Origin of the sequence: Limnohabitans sp. YIMB22184 (assembly GCF_048020265.1) — a bacterium.
Lineage (GTDB): Bacteria > Pseudomonadota > Gammaproteobacteria > Burkholderiales > Burkholderiaceae_C > Limnohabitans_A.
Map to the genome: position 1 here is coordinate 1,843,477 of NZ_CP171843.1, position 20,682 is coordinate 1,864,158.

General features: G+C 60.1%; 22 protein-coding genes. 11 read left to right on the forward strand and 11 right to left on the reverse strand.

Annotated features, from left to right (window positions below; translation table 11 throughout):
- Positions 1 to 9 precede the first annotated feature (9 nt).
- The gene (locus ACHEXL_RS08495) at positions 10 to 1,236 is read left to right on the forward strand and encodes an HlyD family efflux transporter periplasmic adaptor subunit (RefSeq protein ID WP_416558902.1); all 1,227 of its coding nucleotides are present in this window, start codon (positions 10 to 12) and stop codon (positions 1,234 to 1,236) included.
- Positions 1,237 to 1,253: 17 nt separating this feature from the next.
- Complete coding sequence (locus ACHEXL_RS08500; RefSeq protein ID WP_416558903.1) at positions 1,254 to 2,063, forward strand: hypothetical protein; 810 nt, start codon at positions 1,254 to 1,256, stop codon at positions 2,061 to 2,063.
- Between the two features lie 19 nt (positions 2,064 to 2,082).
- On the opposite strand, the gene ACHEXL_RS08505 is transcribed toward ACHEXL_RS08500, so the two are convergent.
- Positions 2,083 to 3,132, reverse strand: a complete 1,050-nt coding sequence (locus ACHEXL_RS08505; RefSeq protein ID WP_416558904.1) for a TadG family pilus assembly protein — start codon at positions 3,130 to 3,132, stop codon at positions 2,083 to 2,085.
- A gap of 11 nt (positions 3,133 to 3,143) precedes the next feature.
- Entirely contained in the window at positions 3,144 to 3,632 is a 489-nt protein-coding gene (locus ACHEXL_RS08510; RefSeq protein ID WP_416561326.1) for a TadE/TadG family type IV pilus assembly protein, read from the reverse strand.
- Between the two features lie 323 nt (positions 3,633 to 3,955).
- Here ACHEXL_RS08510 and ACHEXL_RS08515 point away from each other — a divergent pair, with 323 nt between their 5' ends.
- From ACHEXL_RS08515 to ACHEXL_RS08555, 9 genes are all read left to right on the forward strand, one after another.
- Positions 3,956 to 4,132 carry a Flp family type IVb pilin gene (locus tag ACHEXL_RS08515; RefSeq protein WP_416558905.1) on the forward strand — a complete coding sequence of 59 codons (177 nt, stop codon included), beginning with the start codon at positions 3,956 to 3,958 and terminating at the stop codon, positions 4,130 to 4,132.
- 33 nt (positions 4,133 to 4,165) lie between these two features.
- Complete coding sequence (locus tag ACHEXL_RS08520) at positions 4,166 to 4,708, forward strand: A24 family peptidase (protein ID WP_416558906.1); 543 nt, start codon at positions 4,166 to 4,168, stop codon at positions 4,706 to 4,708.
- Between the two features lie 29 nt (positions 4,709 to 4,737).
- Positions 4,738 to 5,550, forward strand: coding sequence for a Flp pilus assembly protein CpaB (cpaB, locus tag ACHEXL_RS08525; protein ID WP_416558907.1), 813 nt, complete (start codon positions 4,738 to 4,740; stop codon positions 5,548 to 5,550).
- A gap of 94 nt (positions 5,551 to 5,644) precedes the next feature.
- A complete protein-coding gene (locus ACHEXL_RS08530) occupies positions 5,645 to 7,180 on the forward strand; it encodes a type II and III secretion system protein family protein (RefSeq protein ID WP_416558908.1) in 1,536 nt (511 codons plus the stop codon).
- A gap of 14 nt (positions 7,181 to 7,194) precedes the next feature.
- Complete coding sequence (locus ACHEXL_RS08535; protein ID WP_416558909.1) at positions 7,195 to 7,602, forward strand: hypothetical protein; 408 nt, start codon at positions 7,195 to 7,197, stop codon at positions 7,600 to 7,602.
- 11 nt (positions 7,603 to 7,613) lie between these two features.
- Complete coding sequence (locus tag ACHEXL_RS08540; RefSeq protein ID WP_416558910.1) at positions 7,614 to 8,798, forward strand: AAA family ATPase; 1,185 nt, start codon at positions 7,614 to 7,616, stop codon at positions 8,796 to 8,798.
- A gap of 100 nt (positions 8,799 to 8,898) precedes the next feature.
- The gene (locus ACHEXL_RS08545; protein WP_416561327.1) at positions 8,899 to 10,224 is read left to right on the forward strand and encodes a CpaF family protein; all 1,326 of its coding nucleotides are present in this window, start codon (positions 8,899 to 8,901) and stop codon (positions 10,222 to 10,224) included.
- 3 nt (positions 10,225 to 10,227) lie between these two features.
- A complete protein-coding gene (locus tag ACHEXL_RS08550) occupies positions 10,228 to 11,202 on the forward strand; it encodes a type II secretion system F family protein (RefSeq protein WP_416558911.1) in 975 nt (324 codons plus the stop codon).
- A 34-nt stretch (positions 11,203 to 11,236) separates the two neighbouring features.
- Complete coding sequence (locus tag ACHEXL_RS08555) at positions 11,237 to 12,181, forward strand: type II secretion system F family protein (protein WP_416558912.1); 945 nt, start codon at positions 11,237 to 11,239, stop codon at positions 12,179 to 12,181.
- 92 nt (positions 12,182 to 12,273) lie between these two features.
- On the opposite strand, the gene ACHEXL_RS08560 is transcribed toward ACHEXL_RS08555, so the two are convergent.
- The 9 genes from ACHEXL_RS08560 to ACHEXL_RS08600 form a co-directional block, all read right to left on the reverse strand.
- Complete coding sequence (locus tag ACHEXL_RS08560; protein ID WP_416558913.1) at positions 12,274 to 13,158, reverse strand: sugar phosphate isomerase/epimerase family protein; 885 nt, start codon at positions 13,156 to 13,158, stop codon at positions 12,274 to 12,276.
- Positions 13,159 to 13,172: 14 nt separating this feature from the next.
- A complete protein-coding gene (locus ACHEXL_RS08565; protein ID WP_416558914.1) occupies positions 13,173 to 14,048 on the reverse strand; it encodes a 4-hydroxyphenylpyruvate dioxygenase in 876 nt (291 codons plus the stop codon).
- A 42-nt stretch (positions 14,049 to 14,090) separates the two neighbouring features.
- Complete coding sequence (locus ACHEXL_RS08570) at positions 14,091 to 14,924, reverse strand: shikimate dehydrogenase family protein (protein ID WP_416558915.1); 834 nt, start codon at positions 14,922 to 14,924, stop codon at positions 14,091 to 14,093.
- A gap of 20 nt (positions 14,925 to 14,944) precedes the next feature.
- Positions 14,945 to 15,385: a type II 3-dehydroquinate dehydratase gene (gene aroQ / locus ACHEXL_RS08575; RefSeq protein ID WP_108426731.1), complete on the reverse strand. Its 441-nt coding sequence runs from the start codon at positions 15,383 to 15,385 to the stop codon at positions 14,945 to 14,947.
- A gap of 62 nt (positions 15,386 to 15,447) precedes the next feature.
- Positions 15,448 to 16,479, reverse strand: coding sequence for a TRAP transporter substrate-binding protein (locus ACHEXL_RS08580; protein ID WP_416558916.1), 1,032 nt, complete (start codon positions 16,477 to 16,479; stop codon positions 15,448 to 15,450).
- A gap of 89 nt (positions 16,480 to 16,568) precedes the next feature.
- Positions 16,569 to 17,846, reverse strand: a complete 1,278-nt coding sequence (locus ACHEXL_RS08585; RefSeq protein WP_291927983.1) for a TRAP transporter large permease subunit — start codon at positions 17,844 to 17,846, stop codon at positions 16,569 to 16,571.
- 17 nt (positions 17,847 to 17,863) lie between these two features.
- The gene (locus tag ACHEXL_RS08590; RefSeq protein ID WP_416558917.1) at positions 17,864 to 18,397 is read right to left on the reverse strand and encodes a TRAP transporter small permease; all 534 of its coding nucleotides are present in this window, start codon (positions 18,395 to 18,397) and stop codon (positions 17,864 to 17,866) included.
- A gap of 99 nt (positions 18,398 to 18,496) precedes the next feature.
- Positions 18,497 to 19,099 (reverse strand): TetR/AcrR family transcriptional regulator, encoded by a 603-nt coding sequence (locus ACHEXL_RS08595; RefSeq protein ID WP_416558918.1) that lies wholly within the window; start codon positions 19,097 to 19,099, stop codon positions 18,497 to 18,499.
- A 173-nt stretch (positions 19,100 to 19,272) separates the two neighbouring features.
- A complete protein-coding gene (locus ACHEXL_RS08600) occupies positions 19,273 to 20,502 on the reverse strand; it encodes a DUF4382 domain-containing protein (RefSeq protein WP_416558919.1) in 1,230 nt (409 codons plus the stop codon).
- Between the last annotated feature and the right edge of the window lie 180 nt (positions 20,503 to 20,682).

Here is a 20,682-nt window from a genome sequence, read left to right on the forward strand (position 1 = left end):
GGAATCCACATGTCCATCTTCAAAAAAAATACCCAACCCTTGCTGATCCCGGGTGGCCCCAGTATCGAAGACGACGAACGCCAAACCAGCCGCTACCTGGTTTGGACCCTGGGCATCGTGCTGGTGGTGGCACTGCTGTGGGCGGCCAGCTTCGATTTGGACGAAATCACCCGGGGCACAGGCAAAGTTATTCCCTCCAGCCGTGAGCAGGTGATTCAAAGCCTCGATTCGGGGGTGCTGGCCGAATTGTTGGTGCGCGAAGGCGATGCGGTGGTCAAGGACCAGGTTTTGCTGCGCATCGACGATGCGCGTGCCGGGCCGGTTTTTAGGGAAGCACGAGAAAAATGGATCGCACTGTCGGCACAAGCGGCGCGTTTGCAAGCCGAGGCTTATGGCACAGCCTTGCAGTTTCCGGTGCATGTCCAAAATGAACCCATGGTGGTGCGGCGCGAAACACAGGCCTACCACGCACGCAAACGCGCACTGAATGAACAAATGGCGGCCATGCAGCAATCGCTGGAGCAGCTGTCCAAAGAGTTGAGCCTGACCACCCCCCTGGTCGAGCAAGGCGTGATGTCCGAGGTGGAACTGCTGCGCCTCAAGCGCCAATACGCCGACATGCAATCGCACATGGCCGAGCGGCGCAACCGCTACCTGACCGATGCCAGCAACGAATGGGTGCGGGTGGAGTCCGAGTTGTCGCAAACCCGCGAAAACACCTTGGCCCGCGAAGACGCATTCAAGAAAACCGTCATCCGTTCACCGATGGAAGGGATTGTGAAAAACGTGCAGCAAACCACGCTGGGCGCGGTCATTCAAAGCGGTCAAAGCATTTTGGAAATCGTCCCCGTCAAAGACGACATGCTGGTCGAAGCTTATGTCAAACCCTCTGAGGTGGCGTTCCTCAAAGTCAACCAAGCGGCCGTGGTAAAGCTGACTGCTTATGACTTCAACAAATACGGCGGACTGGAGGCCATTCTGGATCACATCAGCCCCGACACCTTGCGCGATGAAAACAAACCCCGCAAACCCGGTGCGGCTCCGGTTGATCTGGAAGAAGGTTACTACCGCATTCTGGTGCGCATTGTGGACCAACGGTTGGACCGCCATGGCATGCGCCTGACCGCTACGCCCGGTATGACCGCGACGGTCGAAATCAAAACAGGGCAGAAAACGGTTCTGGAGTATTTGCTCAGACCCCTGCAATCCATGACGCAAGCCCTGCGAGAGCGCTGACAACGCAGGAGCAGACCATGAGCAGCATCATCGGCATCGTCTCCACGCGCAACGCCGTGCCCGACTTGCTGCACCAACTGCAGCGCATGGAGCAAGCCAGTCACAACTGCTGTGGTCTGGTGGTGCACGGCCGCCAAGGTCAGACGCAGAGCCCGCCGCGCTTGCACCGGCACCGCCGGGCGCAGCGGGTTTCGGCCTGGATCGAACACATGGCCCGGTCCAGCCCCAACGGTCTCCATGGCCTGCACGCCCAAGTGGGCATGGGCCACACCGGCCAAACGGATGCATTCGGCCCCAATGCCCTGCAACACGCGCTGCCCCACATGAGCCATGGTCCCGATGCCACCCTGAACAGCCCTGCCCGGATCGCGGTGGTCCTGCTCGGACAGGTGCAGGTCAGCCCGGCGCTGCGCGAGGCCATGCGCGAGCGGGGCTACCACGCAACCAGTCCAAGTGCCTCGGAAATACTGGCACACCTGATCGACGCCACCTACCAAAATGACCCGGTGCAAGCGGTGCGCAGGGCACTGGCCCTGCTGTCTGGGGCGATGGCCCTGGGGGTGATGTTCCATGACCAGCCCCAGCGTCTGATTGCAGCGCAATCCGGTGCGCCCTTGTGGCTAGGCTGCAACGGGCACAGCACCTTCGTGACCAGCGACCAAGCTGTGCTGCGTGATCACGCAGGACCGGTTGTGCCTCTCACCGATGGCGACGTGGTGGATGTGCACCACGCACATTGCCAGATCACCAACAACCTGGGACAGCCCGTGTCCCGTCCAGAACTGAAGCAAGAACGCACAGACTTCAGCGCCATCGAGACACGCTGAACTGCGCGGCGGCGTTCATTCACTTGAACAAACTGGGGGGCGACACCACGCCATAGTTGGGACCCGCACCACCCGAAAATGGTGATTGGCATTGGGTGCTCATCTCAACCAACACGTATTTGTCGTTCCCACCCACGGCATTGAGCACATGCAGACATGCAAACCCCACAATGGTTGCGGAAGTGCCTGAGACCACCTGACTCAAGGTAGGCACCACCACATATTCGCATTGCTTGTTGCCTGCAGCACTGCATTTTTTGACATCGGCATACAAGCTGGCCTTCACACCCGATTGCATCCAAGCTTCGTCGCCTACAGACATGGCAACAGGATTACCCGTCTCGATCATGGTGTCGATCGTGTTGGCCCCTGGCGCTCTGACGTTCAGCGATGACCACTCGCCAGAGTTGCAGTTTTCGTAGTGATAGAGCGAACCGATTTTGAAGACATAAGGTTTTCCTGTGGTCGCATCGATGCGTGGCCCGGCGGACTGCATGCTCCAAAACTTCTGGTACATACAGTCTGAAATGGCCAGCGGAAACAAGCCACCGGGCTTGACGATGCCGGGGCTGGTCACGCCTGCCACGGCTGTGACCCGAACAGGCACTGACGAGATGCCCCAAATGTTGGCTAAAAATGTGCGCACAGGCCCCTGGTTCTGTCCATCGCTTTTGGCAAGGCTCACCTGCACAGCAGGCGCGTCGGTGGCAGAGGGCGTCATGGGCAGCCCTTGCAAACCTGCTGTGGTCTGTTGTGTATCCCAGTAACCGGTCTGCACCTGACCATCGGCAAGAGCGTGACTTGCCGCACGGTTCAAGGCGATAGCATTGCGTGCCGTGTCTGCCGCCGAAGTCCAATCTGCAGCAGCCAGATTCTTTTTGTACAGCGCCCGCGCACCGGCCAATGCGGCGGCGTCGGCATCGTTTTGCAATTCGTTGCGCACCACATGCAGGTAGGCAAGATCCACCGCCAAAGCGGCAGCACCCACCAACACAGGCAAGGTCAATGCCACCAGCACGGTGACTGCACCCTTTTGCTGCGCCAAAGAGGTCGTGCTTTTCTTTTTCATGTGTGAGTCCTTCACTCGTAAACCATGACCGTGCTCGCGCTCAGCACCCAGGGCTGCCCCAAGCTGCTGAACAAATCACCCAAACCAATGCCTTGAAAGGTGTAATTAACAGACACTTTGAGCGTCGGGTCTGTGCCCAAAATGCCTTGCTCAACGCTCACACTCGGTTGCGGTTTTTCGGGTCCGAAGTTCACCAACGCACTTTGGGTGTAGGCCAGCACCACCTGGCGAATTTCGGCCTCACTGATAGGCGGGTTGCGCGCCACGATGCCCGCCCTGGCCCCTTCGCGGCTGGCATTGGTGATGACCGCCTTGTCGTACAAGGCCAAACTCATGTCGATGCCCCCGATCAGCAAAACCAGCAGCAACGGCAGCACCAAGGCAAATTCGACCGCGGCAGCGCCACGTTGTGATCGCTGGTGCCTCGGGCCGCTGGCACTGTGCGCACGGTGTCTGTGCAAAAGCGCCCTGGCAAACCCATGCGCGTGACCTGCAGACAATTTCTCTTGGGTCGAAAAGCACCTCATCAGCAAGCTCCTCAAACGGCCATGCAAGACCTGTTGCAAAGCCAAGACCTTAAAGAATGTTGAGCGCATGAACGGTGCGCTGGAGCACACCCCCAAAACATCAGACCCGTCACAGTGCTTGTGTGCAGCAGATCACTGTGCGTGGGTCTTTATTTTTCTAAATTGCCCTCTCGGTCTTGAGAAATCAAGACCGCTGCAAAGCCCCAAGCACTTCGGAGTGCGTGCCCCAAAGACGCGCTCAGTCAGTGACAGCAAGGCTTGAAGTTCATCTTTTTTTCAACTCTGGAGTTTCAAACATGAAAAACTTTTCCAAATCGTTTCAAGCATTCTTGGCTGACGAGCATGGCGCCACCGCCATCGAATACGGTCTGCTGGCATCGCTGATCGCTGTGGCCATCATCGTTCCCGTTACCGCTGTGGGTACTGAATTGACGAGTATTTTTAACGACATCGTCGCCAAGCTCCCTGGTTGAATGAACTCACCAGTTTGAAAGTTGAAACTCACCATGCCCTTCAGCCTATTTGACTGGACGCACCTGGCTGCACTGGCCGCCATGTTGTTGGCCGCCATGTGGCAAGACGCTGCAATGCGACGAATTCCCAACACCTTGGTGCTGTGGGGCAGCCTGACCGCCTTAGGGCTGTCGGTGTCGCCCTATGGCATCGGCCTGGGGTCGGCCATCGCAGGGGGCATGGTGGGCTTCTTTGGTTTTCTGGTCTTGTATCTGCTGCGCGCAGTGGGCGCGGGCGATGTGAAGCTGGCCGGTGCCACAGGCCTGTTTGTGGGCCACCCCGACATGCTGTGGGTGAACCTGCTGATTCTGTTGGCCGGCGGCGTTTTGTCCATCACCTGGGCACTGCTCACTTCGCAACTGGGTTCTGTGCTGCAGAACCTGAAAACGGGTTTGGCCCAAATCTGGCTGAACCGTCAACACGGCCACCTGGCCACACCCAACGCCATGCCTGTGGGGCACACGCGCATGCCTTATGCAGTCGCCATTGGTGCGGGCACAGCCGTCCATTTGTTCAACACGTGGCCGATGCGCTGAGATTTGATGACTTTGCAAGGAATACACCCATGAAAAATATCCGTCCTTTGGGGGTGCTGTTGCTGGCCCTCACATTGGGTCTGTCTGCTGCTGTCTATGCCGCCAGTTGGCTCAAACAGCAAGGCGCCACGGCCACCTTGCAAGTGATTGTGGCCAAGCGTGATTTACAAATGGGCACGCGGTTGATGCCCGACATGTTGGAAACAATCCAATGGCCCAAGGCGGCGGCCATCAAAGATCCGCTGACCCAGCTGGACGATGCGCTGGACCGTGTCATCCACATGCCGGTGCTGCGCGGTGAACCTTTGCTGCACAGCAAGCTCGCGCCAGTAGGAGAAAAAGGCGGTCTGTCGGCGGTGCTCAGCGACGGGCAACGGGCTGTCACGGTCAAGGTCAATGAAATCGTGGGCGTGGCGGGTTTCGCACTGCCTGGCAACTATGTAGATGTGATGGTCAACACACCCGACAGCCAGAACCAGCCGGTCTCCAAAATCGTGATCGAGCGCATCCAGGTCCTGGCTGTGGCACAAGATGTCTCCAGCAGCGAAAACAAACCCCGCGTGGTGAACGCCGTGACCTTGCAGGTCACCCCCCAACAGGCCGAGCAGATTGACTTGGCCCGCAGCGTGGGCACCTTGTCTCTGGTGCTGCGCAGCCAAAGCGATAACACACCGGTCCTGACGGCAGGTGCCCGCAAGCTGGACTTGCTGCAACCCGGCGTCAGCTTGCCCCTGCCACGCCCTGTGCTGCACACCCCGCAGGCCAAGCCAGCGGCACGTCTTCTGGTGGCCGAGCCCCCCAGGCTGGAAGTCATCCGTGGCATGTCACTGACACAGGAGTGACGTGGCGCCAAAACCCCACGCTCGCAGCCTGTGCCCTTGCACATGCCCCCATTCATCCCTGCGCTTGTTCCTTCGTCACCACAAAGAGAGCCTCATGCCATCCACACTGATCGCACCTGCCCACCCCGCCTCACCCCTCGCCACCCGCACCATCGATGCACCCAGACCTGGGCTGCGCGTTGCGCTGCCCTCCAGATGCACCCCACACACATGGACCCTGACCGCCATGCTGTGCGCGGCAGGGCTGATGCCCACCCTGGCCACAGCGGCCGAACCCGGTGTCACCTCGCCCACCAAAACACCTGCCCGCGCCACCGCCAAAGCGTCCAGCAAACCGGAAGTGATGACGCAAGGCCCCGTCAAGATGGAAGCCCCCTTGCGTTTGACCGCAGGCAAATCGATGCTGCTGCAACTGCCTGAAAACGCCGCCCGCTTGTCAGTGGGCAACCCCGAGGTGGCCGATGTGGTGTTGATCAATCCGCGCGAAATTTACCTGCTGGGCAAAAAAACCGGGCAGACCAACCTGCTGGTCTGGACCGCACAAGGCAGCACCAGCTTGCGTGACATCACGGTCGGCGCCGACACCGACACGCTGCATGCGAAGCTGCGCGAATATGTGCCCAGCACCGAAAACCTGCGTGTGGACACGGTGAACGACAGCCTGGTGCTGAGCGGCCGCGTAAGCGACGGCATGAAAGTGCAGCGCTTGATGGCCCTCACCGAAGCTTTCAACGGTGGCAAGAAAGTCATCAACATGCTGCGGGTGCATGGTGCACAGCAAGTCATGCTGGAGGTCAAGGTGGCCGAAGTCTCCAAGAGCTTGCTCGATGAGCTGGGCGTGGACCTGAACCTGACACGCGCCGTCGGCAACACCTCGGTGAACTTGCTGTCGCAATTCCTGAGCGAGGGCGCCACCGCCATCACCGCCACCCGGGCCAATGGGCGCAGCGTCATCACGCTCACGGCCGAAATGAAAAAAGGTCTGGTCAAGGTGCTGGCCGAGCCGACCATCACCGCCGTCAGCGGCCAGGAAGGCTCCTTCCTGGCGGGCGGCAAGATTTTCATCCCCGTGCCCCAAACCAGCTCCACGGGCAGCACCACCATCACGCTGGAAGAAAAAGAGTTTGGCGTGGGCCTGCGCTTTTTGCCCACGGTGCTGGAAGATGGCCTGATCAACCTGCGCGTGACGCCGGAGGTCTCGGAACTCTCGCAAGTGGGCACCACGGTGAAGGGCTTGGGTGACCAAAGCAGCCTGCTGCCCTCGATCACCACCCGCCGCGCCTCGACCACCGTGCAGCTGCGCGATGGCGAGAGTTTCGCCATCGGGGGCTTGGTCAAGAACAATGTCACCGAAGCCATCAAGGCCTTCCCGGTGCTGGGCGAACTGCCTGTGCTGGGTGCCCTGTTCCGCAGCAGCGCGTTCCAAACCGAGAAGTCCGAGCTGTTGTTTGTGGTGACACCGCGGTTGGCCAAGGTGTTGCCGCCGGACTACGCCTTGCCCACCGACGCTTACATCCAGCCCACGCGCACCGAGTTTTTCCTCAACGGCCAACTCGAAGGCCAGTCGCCACCGCCTGCAAAGCCCCCAGCAGCGCAGCCCTCGGCAGCAGCCCACCACCCCGCCAACTGAGCCAGGAGACTTTCATGCCCCTCAACACCTCCCATGCCCCGCTGCGCTGGCTAACCAGCAGCTTGCTTGGCCTGACTCTGGCCGCCTGCAACACGGCGCCCACAGCCGTTGACCAGCGATTTGGCGACGCCGTCAAAAAAGCGCAAACACAGCAAACCCTGAACAGCACGCCCGCAGCTTGCATGCATCCGATGGGTGCAGCAGGCTGCCCCATGGGTCACATGGGCTCGATGGCCGATATGCAGGGCCCCATGTCGGACAGCATGCGCGAGCGCATGCGCCAACACCACCCCAGCCCACAGCCCGAAACCGATGGCGTGGCGGCCCATGCGGCTGTGACGCGTTACCAGGACAGTTTCAAAAGCCCGCCAGCGCCCGCACCGGTGTTCAACATCGGTTTGGGCTCGGCCAGCGCTCGATAGAAAGGCCACACATGTCCACCTTTGTGATTGCATCCGATGAAAGCTTGCTGAACACCCTGCGCAGCAGCGTCTTGCAAAGCAAGCTGCCCCTGCAAAGTGCGGCCTTGCGCCCGCCCGGCCAAGCCTTGCTGCCTTTGCTCAACGGCATCGACAGCGGCATCTTGTTGCTGGACAGCATACCCAGCCAATTGGCCGAAGATTTGACCGCGCTGGAGACCTGGCTGCGCAGTCGACCGCAACTGAATGTGCTGTTGTTCAGTGAAGACAGCAGCAAAGCCTTGTTGATGCGCGCCATGCGGGCCGGCGTGCGCGAGCTGCTGCCGCTGCCCCCGCCGCCACAAGATCTGGCCCTCAGCCTGGGGCGTTGGTCCGACAGCCTGACGATCGTGCCCCACAGTGCAACCGCGGCGACACCGGCCCGGCTGGTCGCCTTCATAGGCTGCAAAGGCGGTACCGGCACCAGTTTTGTGGCGGCCAATATGGCCTACATCATGGCCGATGAACACAAGCTTTCATGCGCATTTGTGGACCTGGACCTGCAATCTGGCGACGCCTCCTTTTACCTGGGCAGCGGTGCCAACAAAAACACTTTGAGCGACCTGACCCGGCAGATCGATCGTTTGGATGCCCAGCTGCTGAGCAGTTGCCTGCATGCGGTCACACCGCAGCTGAACCTGCTGGCCGCGCCGCAAGACTTGGAAAGCGCCATGGCGATCAGCGCACACGACATTGAAAAAGTGTTGGCCCTGGTGCGCAACCTGCACAAGCAAGTCATCGTGGACTTGCCGCGCAACCTGAACGCTTTGTCGCTGAAAGTCCTCGACATGGCCGATGTGGTCTACATCGTGATGCAAAACAACACGCCCGATGTGCGCGATGCCCAGCGGCTGGTGAGCATGCTGCGCTCGCTCGGTTGCCAAGAAGACAAGCTGCGCCTGCTGGTCAATCGCTTCGCGCCCGACGGCTGGGTGAGCCTGAGTGATCTGGAAAAGACCGTGGGTCTGAAAGTCAGCCAAACCATTCCCCACAACCCGCAATGGGTGAACGAGGCGCTGCACACGGGGCAACCCCTGTCGGCGGTGCATGCCCACAACGCTGTGATGCACGCCTTGCGCGAAAGCACAGGAGATGTGCTGGACACCCGAGCGCCCAAACCACGACATTGGATGCAACGCTGGATCAGCAAAGCGGCTTGACCCCTTTCGAAAAAGCCAGGCCCTCAACAACCCCGACCTCTCACCACAGGAGTGTTCAGTGAACCTCAATTTGCGATCCCAATTTGAGAAATCCACCCCAATGGTGGCCTTGCTCAGTCCCAGTCAGACGCCGTTGAACGGGCGCTCCTCCGCTGTGCGCGTGGATGAGATCAAAACCCAAATCCACCAGGAAATTTTGGCTCTCATGGATTGGCAACGCATGGAAAGCATGTCGCCAGAGCGCCTGCGCGCTGAGCTGAAAACCCTGACCGAAAGTCTGATTGCCACGCACAACCTGGCGGTGAACGAAACCGAGAGAAGGATGATCATCCAGGCCATTCAGGACGAGATGCTGGGCTTGGGCCCGATCGAGCCCTTGTTATCGGACCCGACGGTGTCGGACATTTTGGTCAATGGACCTTTTCAGGTGTTTGCCGAGCGGCGCGGCAAGATCATGGCCACCGACATCCAGTTTGACAACGATGCGCATTTGCTGCGCGTGATTGACCGCATTGTGTCGCGCATCGGGCGGCGCGTGGACGAGATGAGCCCCATGGTGGATGCCCGTCTGCCCGATGGTTCACGTGTCAATGCCGTCATCCCGCCGCTGGCGATTGACGGGCCCTTGCTGTCTATTCGCCGATTTGCAGTCGTGCCTTTCACGGTGCAGGACCTGATCAAGGCCGGGGCTTTCACAGCCGGCATGGCCGAATTGATTCAGGGCTTGGTCAAGGCGCGCGTGAACCTGCTGGTGTCAGGCGGCACGGGCAGTGGCAAGACCACCTTGCTCAATGTGATGTCGTCCAGCATCCCAGCGGATGAGCGCATCATCACCATCGAAGACGCGGCCGAATTGCAGCTGCAGCAGCCGCATGTGGTGCGCATGGAGTCACGGCCCGCCAACATTGAGGGCAAAGGCGAAATCTCGCAGCGCGACTTGCTGCGCAACAGCCTGCGCATGCGGCCCGATCGCATCATCATGGGCGAAGTACGTGGCAGCGAGGTGCTGGACATGCTGCAGGCCATGAACTCCGGTCACGATGGCTCCATGACCACCATCCACGCCAACTCACCACGCGACGCGCTCACGCGACTCGAGCACATGCTGGGAATGGCGGGCCTGAAGGCCGAGTCGCGTGCCATGCGTCAGCAAATCAGCGCTGCCCTGTCGGTGGTGATCCAGGTCTCGCGCTTGTCCGACGGTCAACGCAAAGTCACCAGCCTGCAAGAAATCACCGGGCTGGAGGGCGACGTGATCAGCATGCAGGAGATTTTTGCCTTTCAGCAAACCGGGCTGGCCGCCAACGGTGCGGTGCAAGGGCAGTTTGTGGCCAGCGGTATCCGGCCCAAATTTGCCCAGCGCCTGAGCACCCGGGGCATCGCGCTGAGCGACGATTTGTTTGAACCCACACACCGCTGGAGCTGAAGCATGGACTCGCTTTACTGGACCTTTCTGAGCCTGGCCGGCCTGAGTGCCGGCTGGTTGGTGTGGGGGCTGTACGGCCTGTGGCGGCAGTACCTGGATCCCCGTCGGCGGGCACTGTCGCAACGACTGAAACCTGTTCATCAGAACCTGCAAACCGATCCGACCCTGAAGCTGCGCCAAGAGCGTTTGTTCAGCACGGCACCGGCCCTGGACCGTTGGCTTCGCAGCATCCCAGGCACAGTGCCTTTGGACCATTTTTTATTGCAAACCGGGCTGACCTGGCGCGTGGCACAAGTGCTGGCACTGGCCTTGGGGCTGGTGTTGCTGGCCTTGGCTGTGGGCACCCAATTGGCCTGGCCTGCGGTGCTGACCATGGCGCTGGCCACCTTGGCGGTGCTGGTGTTGATGGCCTGGCTGCAGCACCGCCGCAGCCAGCGCATGGCGCTGATCGGACAAGCGCTGCCTGACGCTTTGGACCTGATCGCCCGCTCGATGCAAGCAGGCCATGCCTTCACCAGTGCCCTGCACTTGGCCGCCAAGGACAGCCCTCCCCCGCTGTCCCATGAATTGCGGACCGTGTTCGAAGAAATCAATTTCGGCGTAGGCACCGCCCAGGCACTGCAAGCCTTATCGACACGGGTGGCCAGCGACGATGTGCGCTATTTTGTGGTGGCCGTGGTGATCCAGAGTGAAACGGGCGGCAACCTGGCGGACATTTTGAAAAACACCGCCAACCTGATCCGGGAACGACAGAAGATTGCGGGTGTGGTGCGTGTTTTGTCGGCCGAAGGACGCATCTCGGCCATCGTGCTGTCGGTCCTGCCCTTTGCGCTGGCCGCCTTCATGACCTTGCTCAATCCTGGCTTCATCTCCAAGCTGTGGACCGACCCCATGGGTTTGCAGCTGGTTTATTTCTCCTTGACCCTGATGGCCATCGGCATCTTGTGGATGTGGAATCTGATCCAGATCCGCGTGTGATGTCGCGATACCCTACTTCTTTGCGGAACACCCCATGACACTCACCCCGCTTGTTTTTGCCGCGCTCATTTTTGCCCTGGTGGTCAGCATCAGCTATGCCGTGCTGGTCCGTTGGTTGCCGGACCCCGGCAAGGAGCGCCTGGCGCAATTGAAGCCCTCTCTCGCCTCAGGCCGCCCATCACCCTGGCACAGCTTGCAAGAACGGCTTGTCGCCTGGCTTCTGTGGCTCAGCCCCTGGACCGCGGCCATGTCGGGCGGTGACGATGAAACGCCCTCGGCGTTGCGGGTCCGCTTTTGGCATGCCGGTTGGCGCTCGCCTGCAGCGCTGCAAATTTACTTCACCTGCAAGACACTGCTGACCCTGGTGCTGCCCGTGATCGCCTGGGCTCTGGTGGAAATCAGCCCTTGGCATCCGCAAGGCCTACCGCGCTTTGTGCCATTGCTGCTGGGCGCCGCCACGGGTTACTACCTGCCAGATTGGGTCTTGAACATGCAGGTGCGTCGCCGCCAAAGGGCTTTGTTGCACGCCTTTCCGGACGCTCTGGATTTGCTGCGGGTTTGCGTGCAAGCGGGCCTGGGCCTGGACGCCGCCATGGAACGCGTGGGGCGGGAAATTCGCCAGGCCCGACCCGAATTGTCAGAAGAGTTTGCCTTGACCGGCATGGCCTTGCGAGCGGGTTCGTCTCGCGCGGACGCGCTGCGCCATTTGTCGGTGCGCATCGGCCTCAAAGACATCGATGCCCTGGTGTCCATGCTGATCCAAGCCGACCGCTTTGGCACCAGCGTGTCCGAGTCCTTACAGGTCCATTCGGATGCCTTGCGCACCCAGCGCCGCCTGCGTGCCGAAGAAGCGGCGGCAAAATTGCCCGTCAAGCTGCTGATTCCGCTGATCTTTTGCGTGTTCCCGTCTTTGCTGACGGTCCTGCTGGGGCCGGTGGTGGTGACCCTGGCCAGGCAATTGATCAAACCCGTTGGCTAGGGGCTCAGCCCATGATTGCACTGCGGCACCGCTTGGCCCAGGCCTGCCCCGCCATAGCCCTGCAGGCCGTATGTCGTATGCCGGCTGCTTTGTCAGCCCTCTTGGCGGCGAGTCCACTGCGGCAGCGGTGCCGATTTGTGCAACACATCCTGATGCAGCCAAATGGCACTGCGCCGGGCGCGTTCGGCCACCGTCTCCAGCGGCAACTGCTGATAGTCGTCGTTGAAGACTTCAAAGCTGTAGTCACCCCGATAGCCAATGCGGTCCAGCCGCAGCACCAGATCGGCCAGTTGTTCGCTGTGCACGCCCTCGCCCGGGAACACGCGGAAGGTGCGGGCCGTGGTCATGCGCTCTTCAAAGGTGGGGGTTTCCTGCCACATGAAATCCGACAGTTGCACCAGAAAAATCTTGGCTGGGTCCAAAGCCTCGATGGCGTCCAGCTCGGTCTTGGCCGCGAAGATGTGGAAGGAGTCGATGCCGATGCCCAGATTGGGGCAATCGGCGCGGCACACCACATCCCAGCTGGTGGTGAATTCGTTGACGGTGCGGCCCCATGACAAAGCTTCATAGGCCACCTTGATGCCCCAGGGCACGGCCAGCATGGCGAGTTTTTTCAGATCGGCTGCAATGGCGTCCAGGTCCTGCGTGGCGTGGCGCGAGGTGGACGAGCAAGCCAGCAAGACCTGGCTTCCGGTAGCCGCACACATCTCGAGCATGGCCTTGGCGATGTCCAGTTTGTAGCTGTGCAGATGCCCCGACAGGCCCTCAAAGTCACGCAGCACCTGAAAGCCGGTCGGCCGCATGCCGCTGGCCTTCACTGCCGCCACAGCGGCCTGAACGCCACCAGGGTGTGTGACCAGATCACGGGCCATCAGCATCACCTGAGAAAAACCAGCCCCCTTCATGGCGGCCAGTTTGGCCTCCAGCGTGCCGGCCATGGTGATGGTATCCATGCCGTAGCCGTCGAGCAAGTTCATACCGGCTTTCCTTTTTACTGGTGGACGAGTTCGAAAGCGACAGAGCCCAGTGCCGCGCGGGTCAGCGCCCCCCTGTCTTCGGGGTGCAAGCGCGTCGACTCGACAAACTCCACGCCACGGGCCTTGAGGGCGGTCACGGCCTGCCCCACATCGGCCACGCCAAAGCCGATGCGCTGCAAGCACTCGGGGCTGTCGTCACCGTCCATCCAGGGCTCGGGCTCGACCAGTTGCCACAGGAATGTGCCGCAAGGGCTTTTCATCAGCTTGCCTTTGGGCAAGATGCCAAAGCGCTCTTCGTCGGGAATGGCGCTGAAGTCGAACATGTGTTCGTAATAGGTCTGCCAGTCGGCGCTGCGCGCAGCACCGATGTACTGCACCACCCCAAAGTAACTCATGCCCGCCAGCGCAGGGGGATTCGGGTCCACCGTCGGGATGGGTTTGAAGTCGATGTCGTAGATGGAAAACTCTTGCCAACGGTCCACAAAGTAAAAACGGCTGCTGCCCGGCCCGTGGATGCCGGGGATGTGCAACTCCATCGCTTGCGCGTGGCTGCCCACACTCCAGGCCCCCAGGTCCAGGCAACGGGTGTGTGCCTTCAGGGCATCCTGAACACGGAAGGCCACCGCCGAGATGACAGGCTGGCCGTCCACGGTGCTGCTGACGCGGGCATCGTCCGGGCTGGCATTGACCACCAGGTTCATGCTGCCCTGGCGGTACAAGGTGACCTCACGCGAGCGGTGGCGGGCCACCGGGCGAAAGCCCATGTTTTCAAGCACCTGGCCCAACGCTTGCGGGCGGCTGGTGGCGTATTCGATGAACTCAATGCCAGCAATACCCAAGCGGTTGGGCATCTCGGGCACGGCTTCGCGGTCAACTTTGTTCAGGGTCATCTCGGGGCTCCAGTCAGACGCTCGTTTTCGAGGGGTCAGGGCTCAATAACTCAACCGCGCCACACGGCGCAACACATCGGCAGTGGTGGTTGGCAAGCCGAAGTATTCCAGATACGCCGGGATTTGCTCGTACAACATGTCGGTGCCCACCTGGGTTCGGCAGCCGCGTGCCTGCGCTGCCGCCAAAAATGCGGTGGTCTCGGCCTTCATCACGACTTCGCCCACAAAGGTGTCGGGCGACAGGCGCGTCACATCCAGGGGCAACGGATCGCCTTCGTTCATGCCCATGGGCGTGGCGTTGACCACCAGATCATGCCCCGCCGGATCGTTGGAGCCGGTTTGCACGTCAATTTGGGGACAGTGGGTTTTCAGGCGCTGGGCCAGGGCCTCACAGCTGGCCGTGTTCACGTCAAACAGGCTGATGGCGGCAATGCCCGCACCCGCCAAAGACGCCGCAATGGCGCAGCCCACACCGCCCGTGCCCACCACCAGCACGCGTTGGCCGGTCAGGTCAACACCTTTGCGTTGCACACCCCGCACAAAACCCGCACCGTCGAACATGTCGCCCACCAGGCGACCATCGGGCAGACGTTTGACCGCGTTGCAGGCACCGGCCACGCGCACAGTGGCCGTGACCTCGTCGAGCAAGCCCACCGTGGTGACCTTGTGCGGCATGGTGATCAAAGCGCCCCGGATGTTCTCCAGCGTGAACACCGACTTCAGGAACACAGGGTAGTTGTCGCTCTTGCAACCCATCGGCACGACCACCGCGTTGATGCCCGCCTCTTCAAAGTACGGGTTGTAGATCATCGGCGACTTGAAGGTGTGCGTGGGATAGCCAATGTGGGCGATGAGTTCGGTGTAGCCGTTGATCATGGGATAAAAATGTCGCTCATTCAGGCCGCTTTGGCCGCAGAAACACCAGCGCGCAAGGCCAGCAAATAACTGTCGGCGCCGAAGCCGCAGATTTGGCCTTTGACGATTTCGGCAAACACCGACTTGTGGCGGAATTCTTCACGGGCATGGATGTTGGACATGTGCAACTCCACCACAGGGCAGGTCAGCACGGCCAGTGCATCGCGGATGGCATAGCTGTAGTGCGTCCAGGCCCCGGCGTTGATCAGCACCGCGTCGACGTTGTCAAAGTAAGCCTGGTGAATGCGCTCGCACATGTCGCCTTCGTGGTTGGTCTGATAGCACTCGACCTCGGCACCCAATTCCTGGCCCAGCTTGTGCAGACTGGCATTGATTTCATCGAGGGTGATGGTGCCGTATTGCTGGGGGTCGCGTTTGCCGAACATGTTGTGGTTCACGCCGTGCAGCATCAAGACTTTCATGACAAATCCTTTCAGAGACAAAGAAGGCTTCGCCGCACACGCGGCGAAGCCTTGGCGGGCGATTACTTGCCCGACTTCTTGGCAGGCGCAGCGGACGCTGTGCGCACTTTCTCGATTTCGGCTTGCAGTTCCTTGACCAGGTCTTGGCCCACAGTCACGCCGTACTTGGCGGTCACAGGGCGCATTTTGTCGCGCAGCTTGGCCATTTCGGACTCAGGCAGTTGCGACACTTGCATGCCGTTTTTCTTCAGGTTGTCCAGAATGCTGGCTTCCAAAGCGCGGGCTTTTTCGCGCTGGAACTTGGCCGACTCGGTCGCAGCATCGGCCACGATTTTCTTCTCGGCAGCCGACAGCTTTTCCCAGAACTTCTTGCTGATGATGACCGACTGAGGGTTGTACTGGTGGCCAGTCAAGGCCAGGTGCTTTTGCACTTCGTACAGCTTGGCACCGTTGATGGTGGCCACGGGGTTTTCCTGGCCGTCCACAGCCTTTTGTTCCAGCGCCGCATACAACTCGGGGAATGGCAGCGGTGTGGGGTTGGCACCCAAGGCTTTGACCCAGTCCACGTTGATCGGGTTGGGGATCACGCGCAATTTGAGGCCTTCCAGGTCTTCCACCTTGTTGATGGCGCGCTTGCTGTTGGTGATGTTGCGAAAGCCCAGCTCATAAAAGCCCAGGCCGATGATGCCCTTGTCTTCCAGCTTGGCGTGCAGTTTCTTGCCAAACGCACCATCCACAGCCGCATCGGCTTCTTTGCCCGAACCGAACATGAAGGGGAAGTCAAAAATCGCGAATTCCTTGACCTGCGAGGCGAAGATGCCCGAGTTCATGGAGGCCATCTCCAAGGTGCCGCCCTGGATGGCGGACACGTTGGCTTGGTCGCTGCCCAGTGCGCCGCCTGGGAAGACATTGACCTTGATCTTGCCGCCCGAATTTTTCTCGACGATTTCCTTGAACTTTTCCATGCCCAGCACGATGGGGTGACCGGCTGCGTTCTGGTTGGCGAACTTGATGGTTTTGTCTTGGGCGGATGCCACGCCCATGGCGGCCAAGGCCACGGTGGCGATCAAGGATTGGATGAATACACGTTTCATGAGATGTCTCCAGAAAAAAGTGAAGGACGTACGCTGTGCATCAAGGGGTTGGTCGTCAGGCGTACCCGATCAGACAACCAAACCAGGAATCAATAGAACCAACGGGCTGGCACCATGACCAAGGCCGGGAACGCCACCATGGCGAACATGATGATGAATTGGGCGATCATGAACGGCATCACGCCGCGCGTGACTTCGTCCATGCTGATTTTGCCGACACCCGCCACCGCATTGAGCACCGTGCCCACGGGTGGTGTGATCAGACCAATCGCATTGTTGATGATGAACAATACGCCGAAGTAAACCGGGTCAATGCCAGCGGCCTTGACCACAGGCATGAGCACAGGCGTCAAGAGCAGGATGGTCGGTGTCATGTCAAGCGCGGTGCCCACCACCATGGTGATGACCATGATGGTCAACATCAGCAAGCGTGGGCTGTCCAGCAAAGGCTGCAACAGCTCGATCAACTGGGCGGGCAAGTTGGCCACCGTGATCAGCCAGGCAGAAACCATGGCTGCGGCCACCAAAAACATCACGATCGCGCTGGTCTTGGCCGAATTCACAAACAAGGGGTACAGATCTTTCAGACCCAGTTCGCGGTAGATGAAGGTGGAGATGAACAGCGCGTACACCGCCGCCACCACAGCGGCTTCGGTGGGTGTGAAAACGCCGAACTTGAGACCGAACACCACGATCAAGGGCAACACCAAGGCCCAGGTGGCCTCGCGCATGGCCACCAGGATCTCGCCCATGGATTTGCGGGGCGGCACTTGCACCACCTCGCGCCGCGCCAGCCACCACCAGGTGATCCACAGCGATGCACCCAGCAGGATGCCGGGCACGATACCGGCCATGAACAGCTTGGAGATGGACACATTGCCCGCCACGCCAAAGATCACAAAGCCGATGCTGGGTGGGATGACCGGGGCGATGATGCCAGCCGAAGCGATCAGTCCGGCCGAGCGGGCCCGGTCATGGCCTGCCGCGACCATCATGGGCAACAACAAGGCCGACAGCGCCGCCGCATCGGCCACGGCAGAGCCCGACAAGGCGGCCATGATCACAGCCGCCATGATGGTCACGTAACCCAAACCGCCTTTGATGTGCCCCACGCAAGCCATCGCAAAGTTCACGATGCGGCGCGACAGGCCGCCCGCGTTCATGATTTCACCGGCCAGCATGAAGAATGGCACCGCCAGCAAAGGAAAACTGTTGGAGCCTTCGAGCAGGTTCTGCGCCAGGATCTGGGCATCGAACATGTCCAGATGCCACATCAGGGCCACACCGCAGATCAGCAAAGAAAACGCGATCGGGATGCCAATGGCCATCGCACCGATCAATGAAAAAACAAAAATGGCAATTGTCATGTCCGTCTCCCTGGCGCTCAGGCTTTGTCTGCGCCGTGCGGCGACTCTTCGGATTCCTGGATCATGACCAGGTCTTCGTCGCGCATTTGCCCCGTGAGCAAGCGCAGCAGTTCGGTCAACAAGATCAAACCGCCCAGCACCGCAAACACCACACCGGGTGCATAAATCCAGGCCATCGAGACTTCCATCACGGCACTGGTGCTGTCCAGGTTGATCATGGCTTGCTGGTAGGCGCCGCTGAACAGCAGCCAGCAAATGAACAACATGGCCAGGTAGGAGAGGGCCAGACAGAACTTTTTACCCGCTGGACCGAGCTTGCCCACCAGCATGTCGGTGCCCAGATGTCCGTGGTCTTTCAGGGCGATGATCGCGCCCATGAACGTCATCCAGACAAACAACCAGCGTGACAACTCTTCTGACAAGGTGATGCCCGAGTTGAAGCCATAGCGCATGACCACGTTGCCGAACACGAGCACCACCATCACGGCCAAGCACGCCGCAATGACCACGTTCAGGGCTTTGCAAAACCCGTCAATGAATTTTTGAACCACCGCACAACTCCAGAAAAGGACTAACCATAATGTACGAACTGGTTAGTTTTTCAAGATCAGTATTTACCCGCATAGCCAAAATCCCCTGGTCGCTAGCAGTTATGCCGCTACGGCATGACTGACAAAGCGTTGGATGAGTTCAACCACATGGACCCGCTTGAGCGTATTGGCCTTGTCCTGGCTGGCGCGGTCTTGAAAGATCAAGCCAAAGGTGTGCCGGTTGGACACATTGAAGAACGTGAAAGCCGAAATCGCCGAATGGATGTCCACCGGGTCCAGCCCCGCCCGGAAAACGCCCTGCGCCACACCCCGGTCATACACCGCTTTCACCGAAGCAATCGCGTTGGTGTTGAGCGCCTGAATGCTCTGGCTTTTGCGCAGATAGTCCCCGCGTTGGATGTTCTCGTTCATCACCAGCCGGATGAAATCCTCGTTGTCGCGGTGGTGGTCGTAGGTGAACTCCACCAGCTTTTTCAAAGCATCCATCGGCGGCAGGTCGTCCAGGTGCAGATCGGACTCGATAGCGCGCATACGCCGGTAGGCCTCTTCGAGCACCGCCAGGTACAGGCCGTCCTTGCTGCCGAAGTAGTAATAGATCATGCGCTTGCTGGTGCGCGTGGCCGCCGCAATGGCGTCGATGCGTGCCCCTGTGAGGCCCTTGTCGGCGAACTCGTGCGTGGCCACCTGGAGGATTTCGGCCATGGTGCGGGCCGGGTCATTGGTGCGACCCGATTCCCTACCCGGCGCCGTCTCGACTCCCGTGCTTTTGTCGGAATGTACCAATTGGTTCATTCGTTGAGTATAGATCGCCTCAAAAAAAGCACCCATCCGCTTTCTACAGGCGCTGCCCAGCACAGGCGCGCCAAAGTACCAACTCAGGGCGTCAGCACCAGATTTTTCTGTGTCGTGCTACCCGCCACACCCAAATTGAGCACAGGGTCTGTGCTTTGGGTGGTGTAGCCAGTGGCGATGCCGGTCACGTTGTAGCGCCCTGCCACCATGCTGTCGGTGCTGAAGCTCAAGGGCGTGCCTGCAACAAATGGCGCTTTCACGGCTGCAGCCAAAGGCAGGCTCAGGCTGTAATCGGCACCCACCGCATCGACCCCTGTCGATGCCACATCCAGCACCTGACCTGTGCTCAGGGTCTGGCGTGCAGACACTTCAGCATCGGTGAGCAGCACGTTGGCGTTGTTGGTGACGACACCGCCCACCGAGGCCATGTCTGAAGCGGCGGGCAAGATGGCGGTCTGCGCCGTGCTCAGTGCCGTGACGCCCGTGGCCAGGGACACCGGCACATTGGTGATCGCAGCTGTGGTCAGGTTCTGACCGGCCACCACCACGGTGTAGTTGGTGTTTTCAGGTAAGTACGCCAAAGTGAACTTACCCGTGGTGGGGTTGGGCACCGTGGCGCGCAAGTTGTTGTCGGGGTCTCGCGTGGAGACCACCACATTGGCCGCGATCGATGGGTCGACATAGCCTTCGATGGCCGTGGTCAGGCGCGGAATCACAGCGACAACGGGTTTGAGGTTATAGCGCCCGGAGCCGCCGGCCTTGACGATAGAGCGGCAGGCGTCAAAGTCCAAAACCATGTCGGCCACTTGACCGCTTTGCACATCGAAACGCGCCTTCAGTTTGAAGCCGCTTTGCTGGCCGCTGGGCGTGCTCAGCGGCACTTCGCTCGTGCTGCCCGACAGCACGAGCGCGTTGGCGAGCGGGTTCGAGGTGGACGGGCTGGATGGGTTATCGGCCAGCACCAATCGCACTTGCTGGTAAGTGCCCGCAGGCAAGGGCAAGCTGCCCAACTCCTGCAACACGCCATTGGTCAGCGACAACAAATCGATTCGTTGCGCCGGGATGCTCAACTCGCTCCAACCCAACAACTCCGAGCCATCGGCCGTGGCGCTTTGGTGGACCCGGATTTTGTTGACCGTGACATAAACATGGTCATAACCGCAAGCAGGTGCATCGGTCATGGCGAGCTTGAGTGTGCCGGTGGAAGATGAGCCGCCTCCACCGCCGCCGCACGCGATGAGCCCTGTGGTCAATAACCCCAGGCTGGTCCACGACAGGGTTGTGAATAAACGGGCTGGCTTGTGTGTGCGCATGCTGATCTCCATGAAAAACGATGGACAAATTCTGGCGTCGGCCCAAGCCGCATGCGGTTACCAAAAGTAAGGTCACATGCCACCTGCTTACACCTTTGTCCATGGTCTGACATGCACGCACGCAGCGCCATGTAGCCATTGGTATATTTTCACGAACCCTTGTGCGTACACCCTTCTGCC

Bases quoted from the DNA above. Each gene is read 5' to 3' on its own strand.
- ACHEXL_RS08495 (WP_416558902.1), top strand. From the start codon at position 10: ATGTCCATCTTCAAAAAAAATACCCAACCCTTGCTGATCCCGGGTGGC.
- ACHEXL_RS08500 (WP_416558903.1), top strand. From the start codon at position 1,254: ATGAGCAGCATCATCGGCATCGTCTCCACGCGCAACGCCGTGCCCGAC.
- ACHEXL_RS08505 (WP_416558904.1), bottom strand. From the start codon at position 3,132: ATGAAAAAGAAAAGCACGACCTCTTTGGCGCAGCAAAAGGGTGCAGTC.
- ACHEXL_RS08515 (WP_416558905.1), top strand. From the start codon at position 3,956: ATGAAAAACTTTTCCAAATCGTTTCAAGCATTCTTGGCTGACGAGCAT.
- ACHEXL_RS08520 (WP_416558906.1), top strand. From the start codon at position 4,166: ATGCCCTTCAGCCTATTTGACTGGACGCACCTGGCTGCACTGGCCGCC.
- cpaB (WP_416558907.1), top strand. From the start codon at position 4,738: ATGAAAAATATCCGTCCTTTGGGGGTGCTGTTGCTGGCCCTCACATTG.
- ACHEXL_RS08530 (WP_416558908.1), top strand. From the start codon at position 5,645: ATGCCATCCACACTGATCGCACCTGCCCACCCCGCCTCACCCCTCGCC.
- ACHEXL_RS08535 (WP_416558909.1), top strand. From the start codon at position 7,195: ATGCCCCTCAACACCTCCCATGCCCCGCTGCGCTGGCTAACCAGCAGC.
- ACHEXL_RS08540 (WP_416558910.1), top strand. From the start codon at position 7,614: ATGTCCACCTTTGTGATTGCATCCGATGAAAGCTTGCTGAACACCCTG.
- ACHEXL_RS08545 (WP_416561327.1), top strand. From the start codon at position 8,899: ATGGTGGCCTTGCTCAGTCCCAGTCAGACGCCGTTGAACGGGCGCTCC.
- ACHEXL_RS08550 (WP_416558911.1), top strand. From the start codon at position 10,228: ATGGACTCGCTTTACTGGACCTTTCTGAGCCTGGCCGGCCTGAGTGCC.
- ACHEXL_RS08555 (WP_416558912.1), top strand. From the start codon at position 11,237: ATGACACTCACCCCGCTTGTTTTTGCCGCGCTCATTTTTGCCCTGGTG.
- ACHEXL_RS08560 (WP_416558913.1), bottom strand. From the start codon at position 13,158: ATGAACTTGCTCGACGGCTACGGCATGGATACCATCACCATGGCCGGC.
- ACHEXL_RS08565 (WP_416558914.1), bottom strand. From the start codon at position 14,048: ATGACCCTGAACAAAGTTGACCGCGAAGCCGTGCCCGAGATGCCCAAC.
- ACHEXL_RS08570 (WP_416558915.1), bottom strand. From the start codon at position 14,924: ATGATCAACGGCTACACCGAACTCATCGCCCACATTGGCTATCCCACG.
- aroQ (WP_108426731.1), bottom strand. From the start codon at position 15,385: ATGAAAGTCTTGATGCTGCACGGCGTGAACCACAACATGTTCGGCAAA.
- ACHEXL_RS08580 (WP_416558916.1), bottom strand. From the start codon at position 16,479: ATGAAACGTGTATTCATCCAATCCTTGATCGCCACCGTGGCCTTGGCC.
- ACHEXL_RS08585 (WP_291927983.1), bottom strand. From the start codon at position 17,846: ATGACAATTGCCATTTTTGTTTTTTCATTGATCGGTGCGATGGCCATT.
- ACHEXL_RS08595 (WP_416558918.1), bottom strand. From the start codon at position 19,099: ATGGCCGAAATCCTCCAGGTGGCCACGCACGAGTTCGCCGACAAGGGC.
- ACHEXL_RS08600 (WP_416558919.1), bottom strand. From the start codon at position 20,502: ATGCGCACACACAAGCCAGCCCGTTTATTCACAACCCTGTCGTGGACC.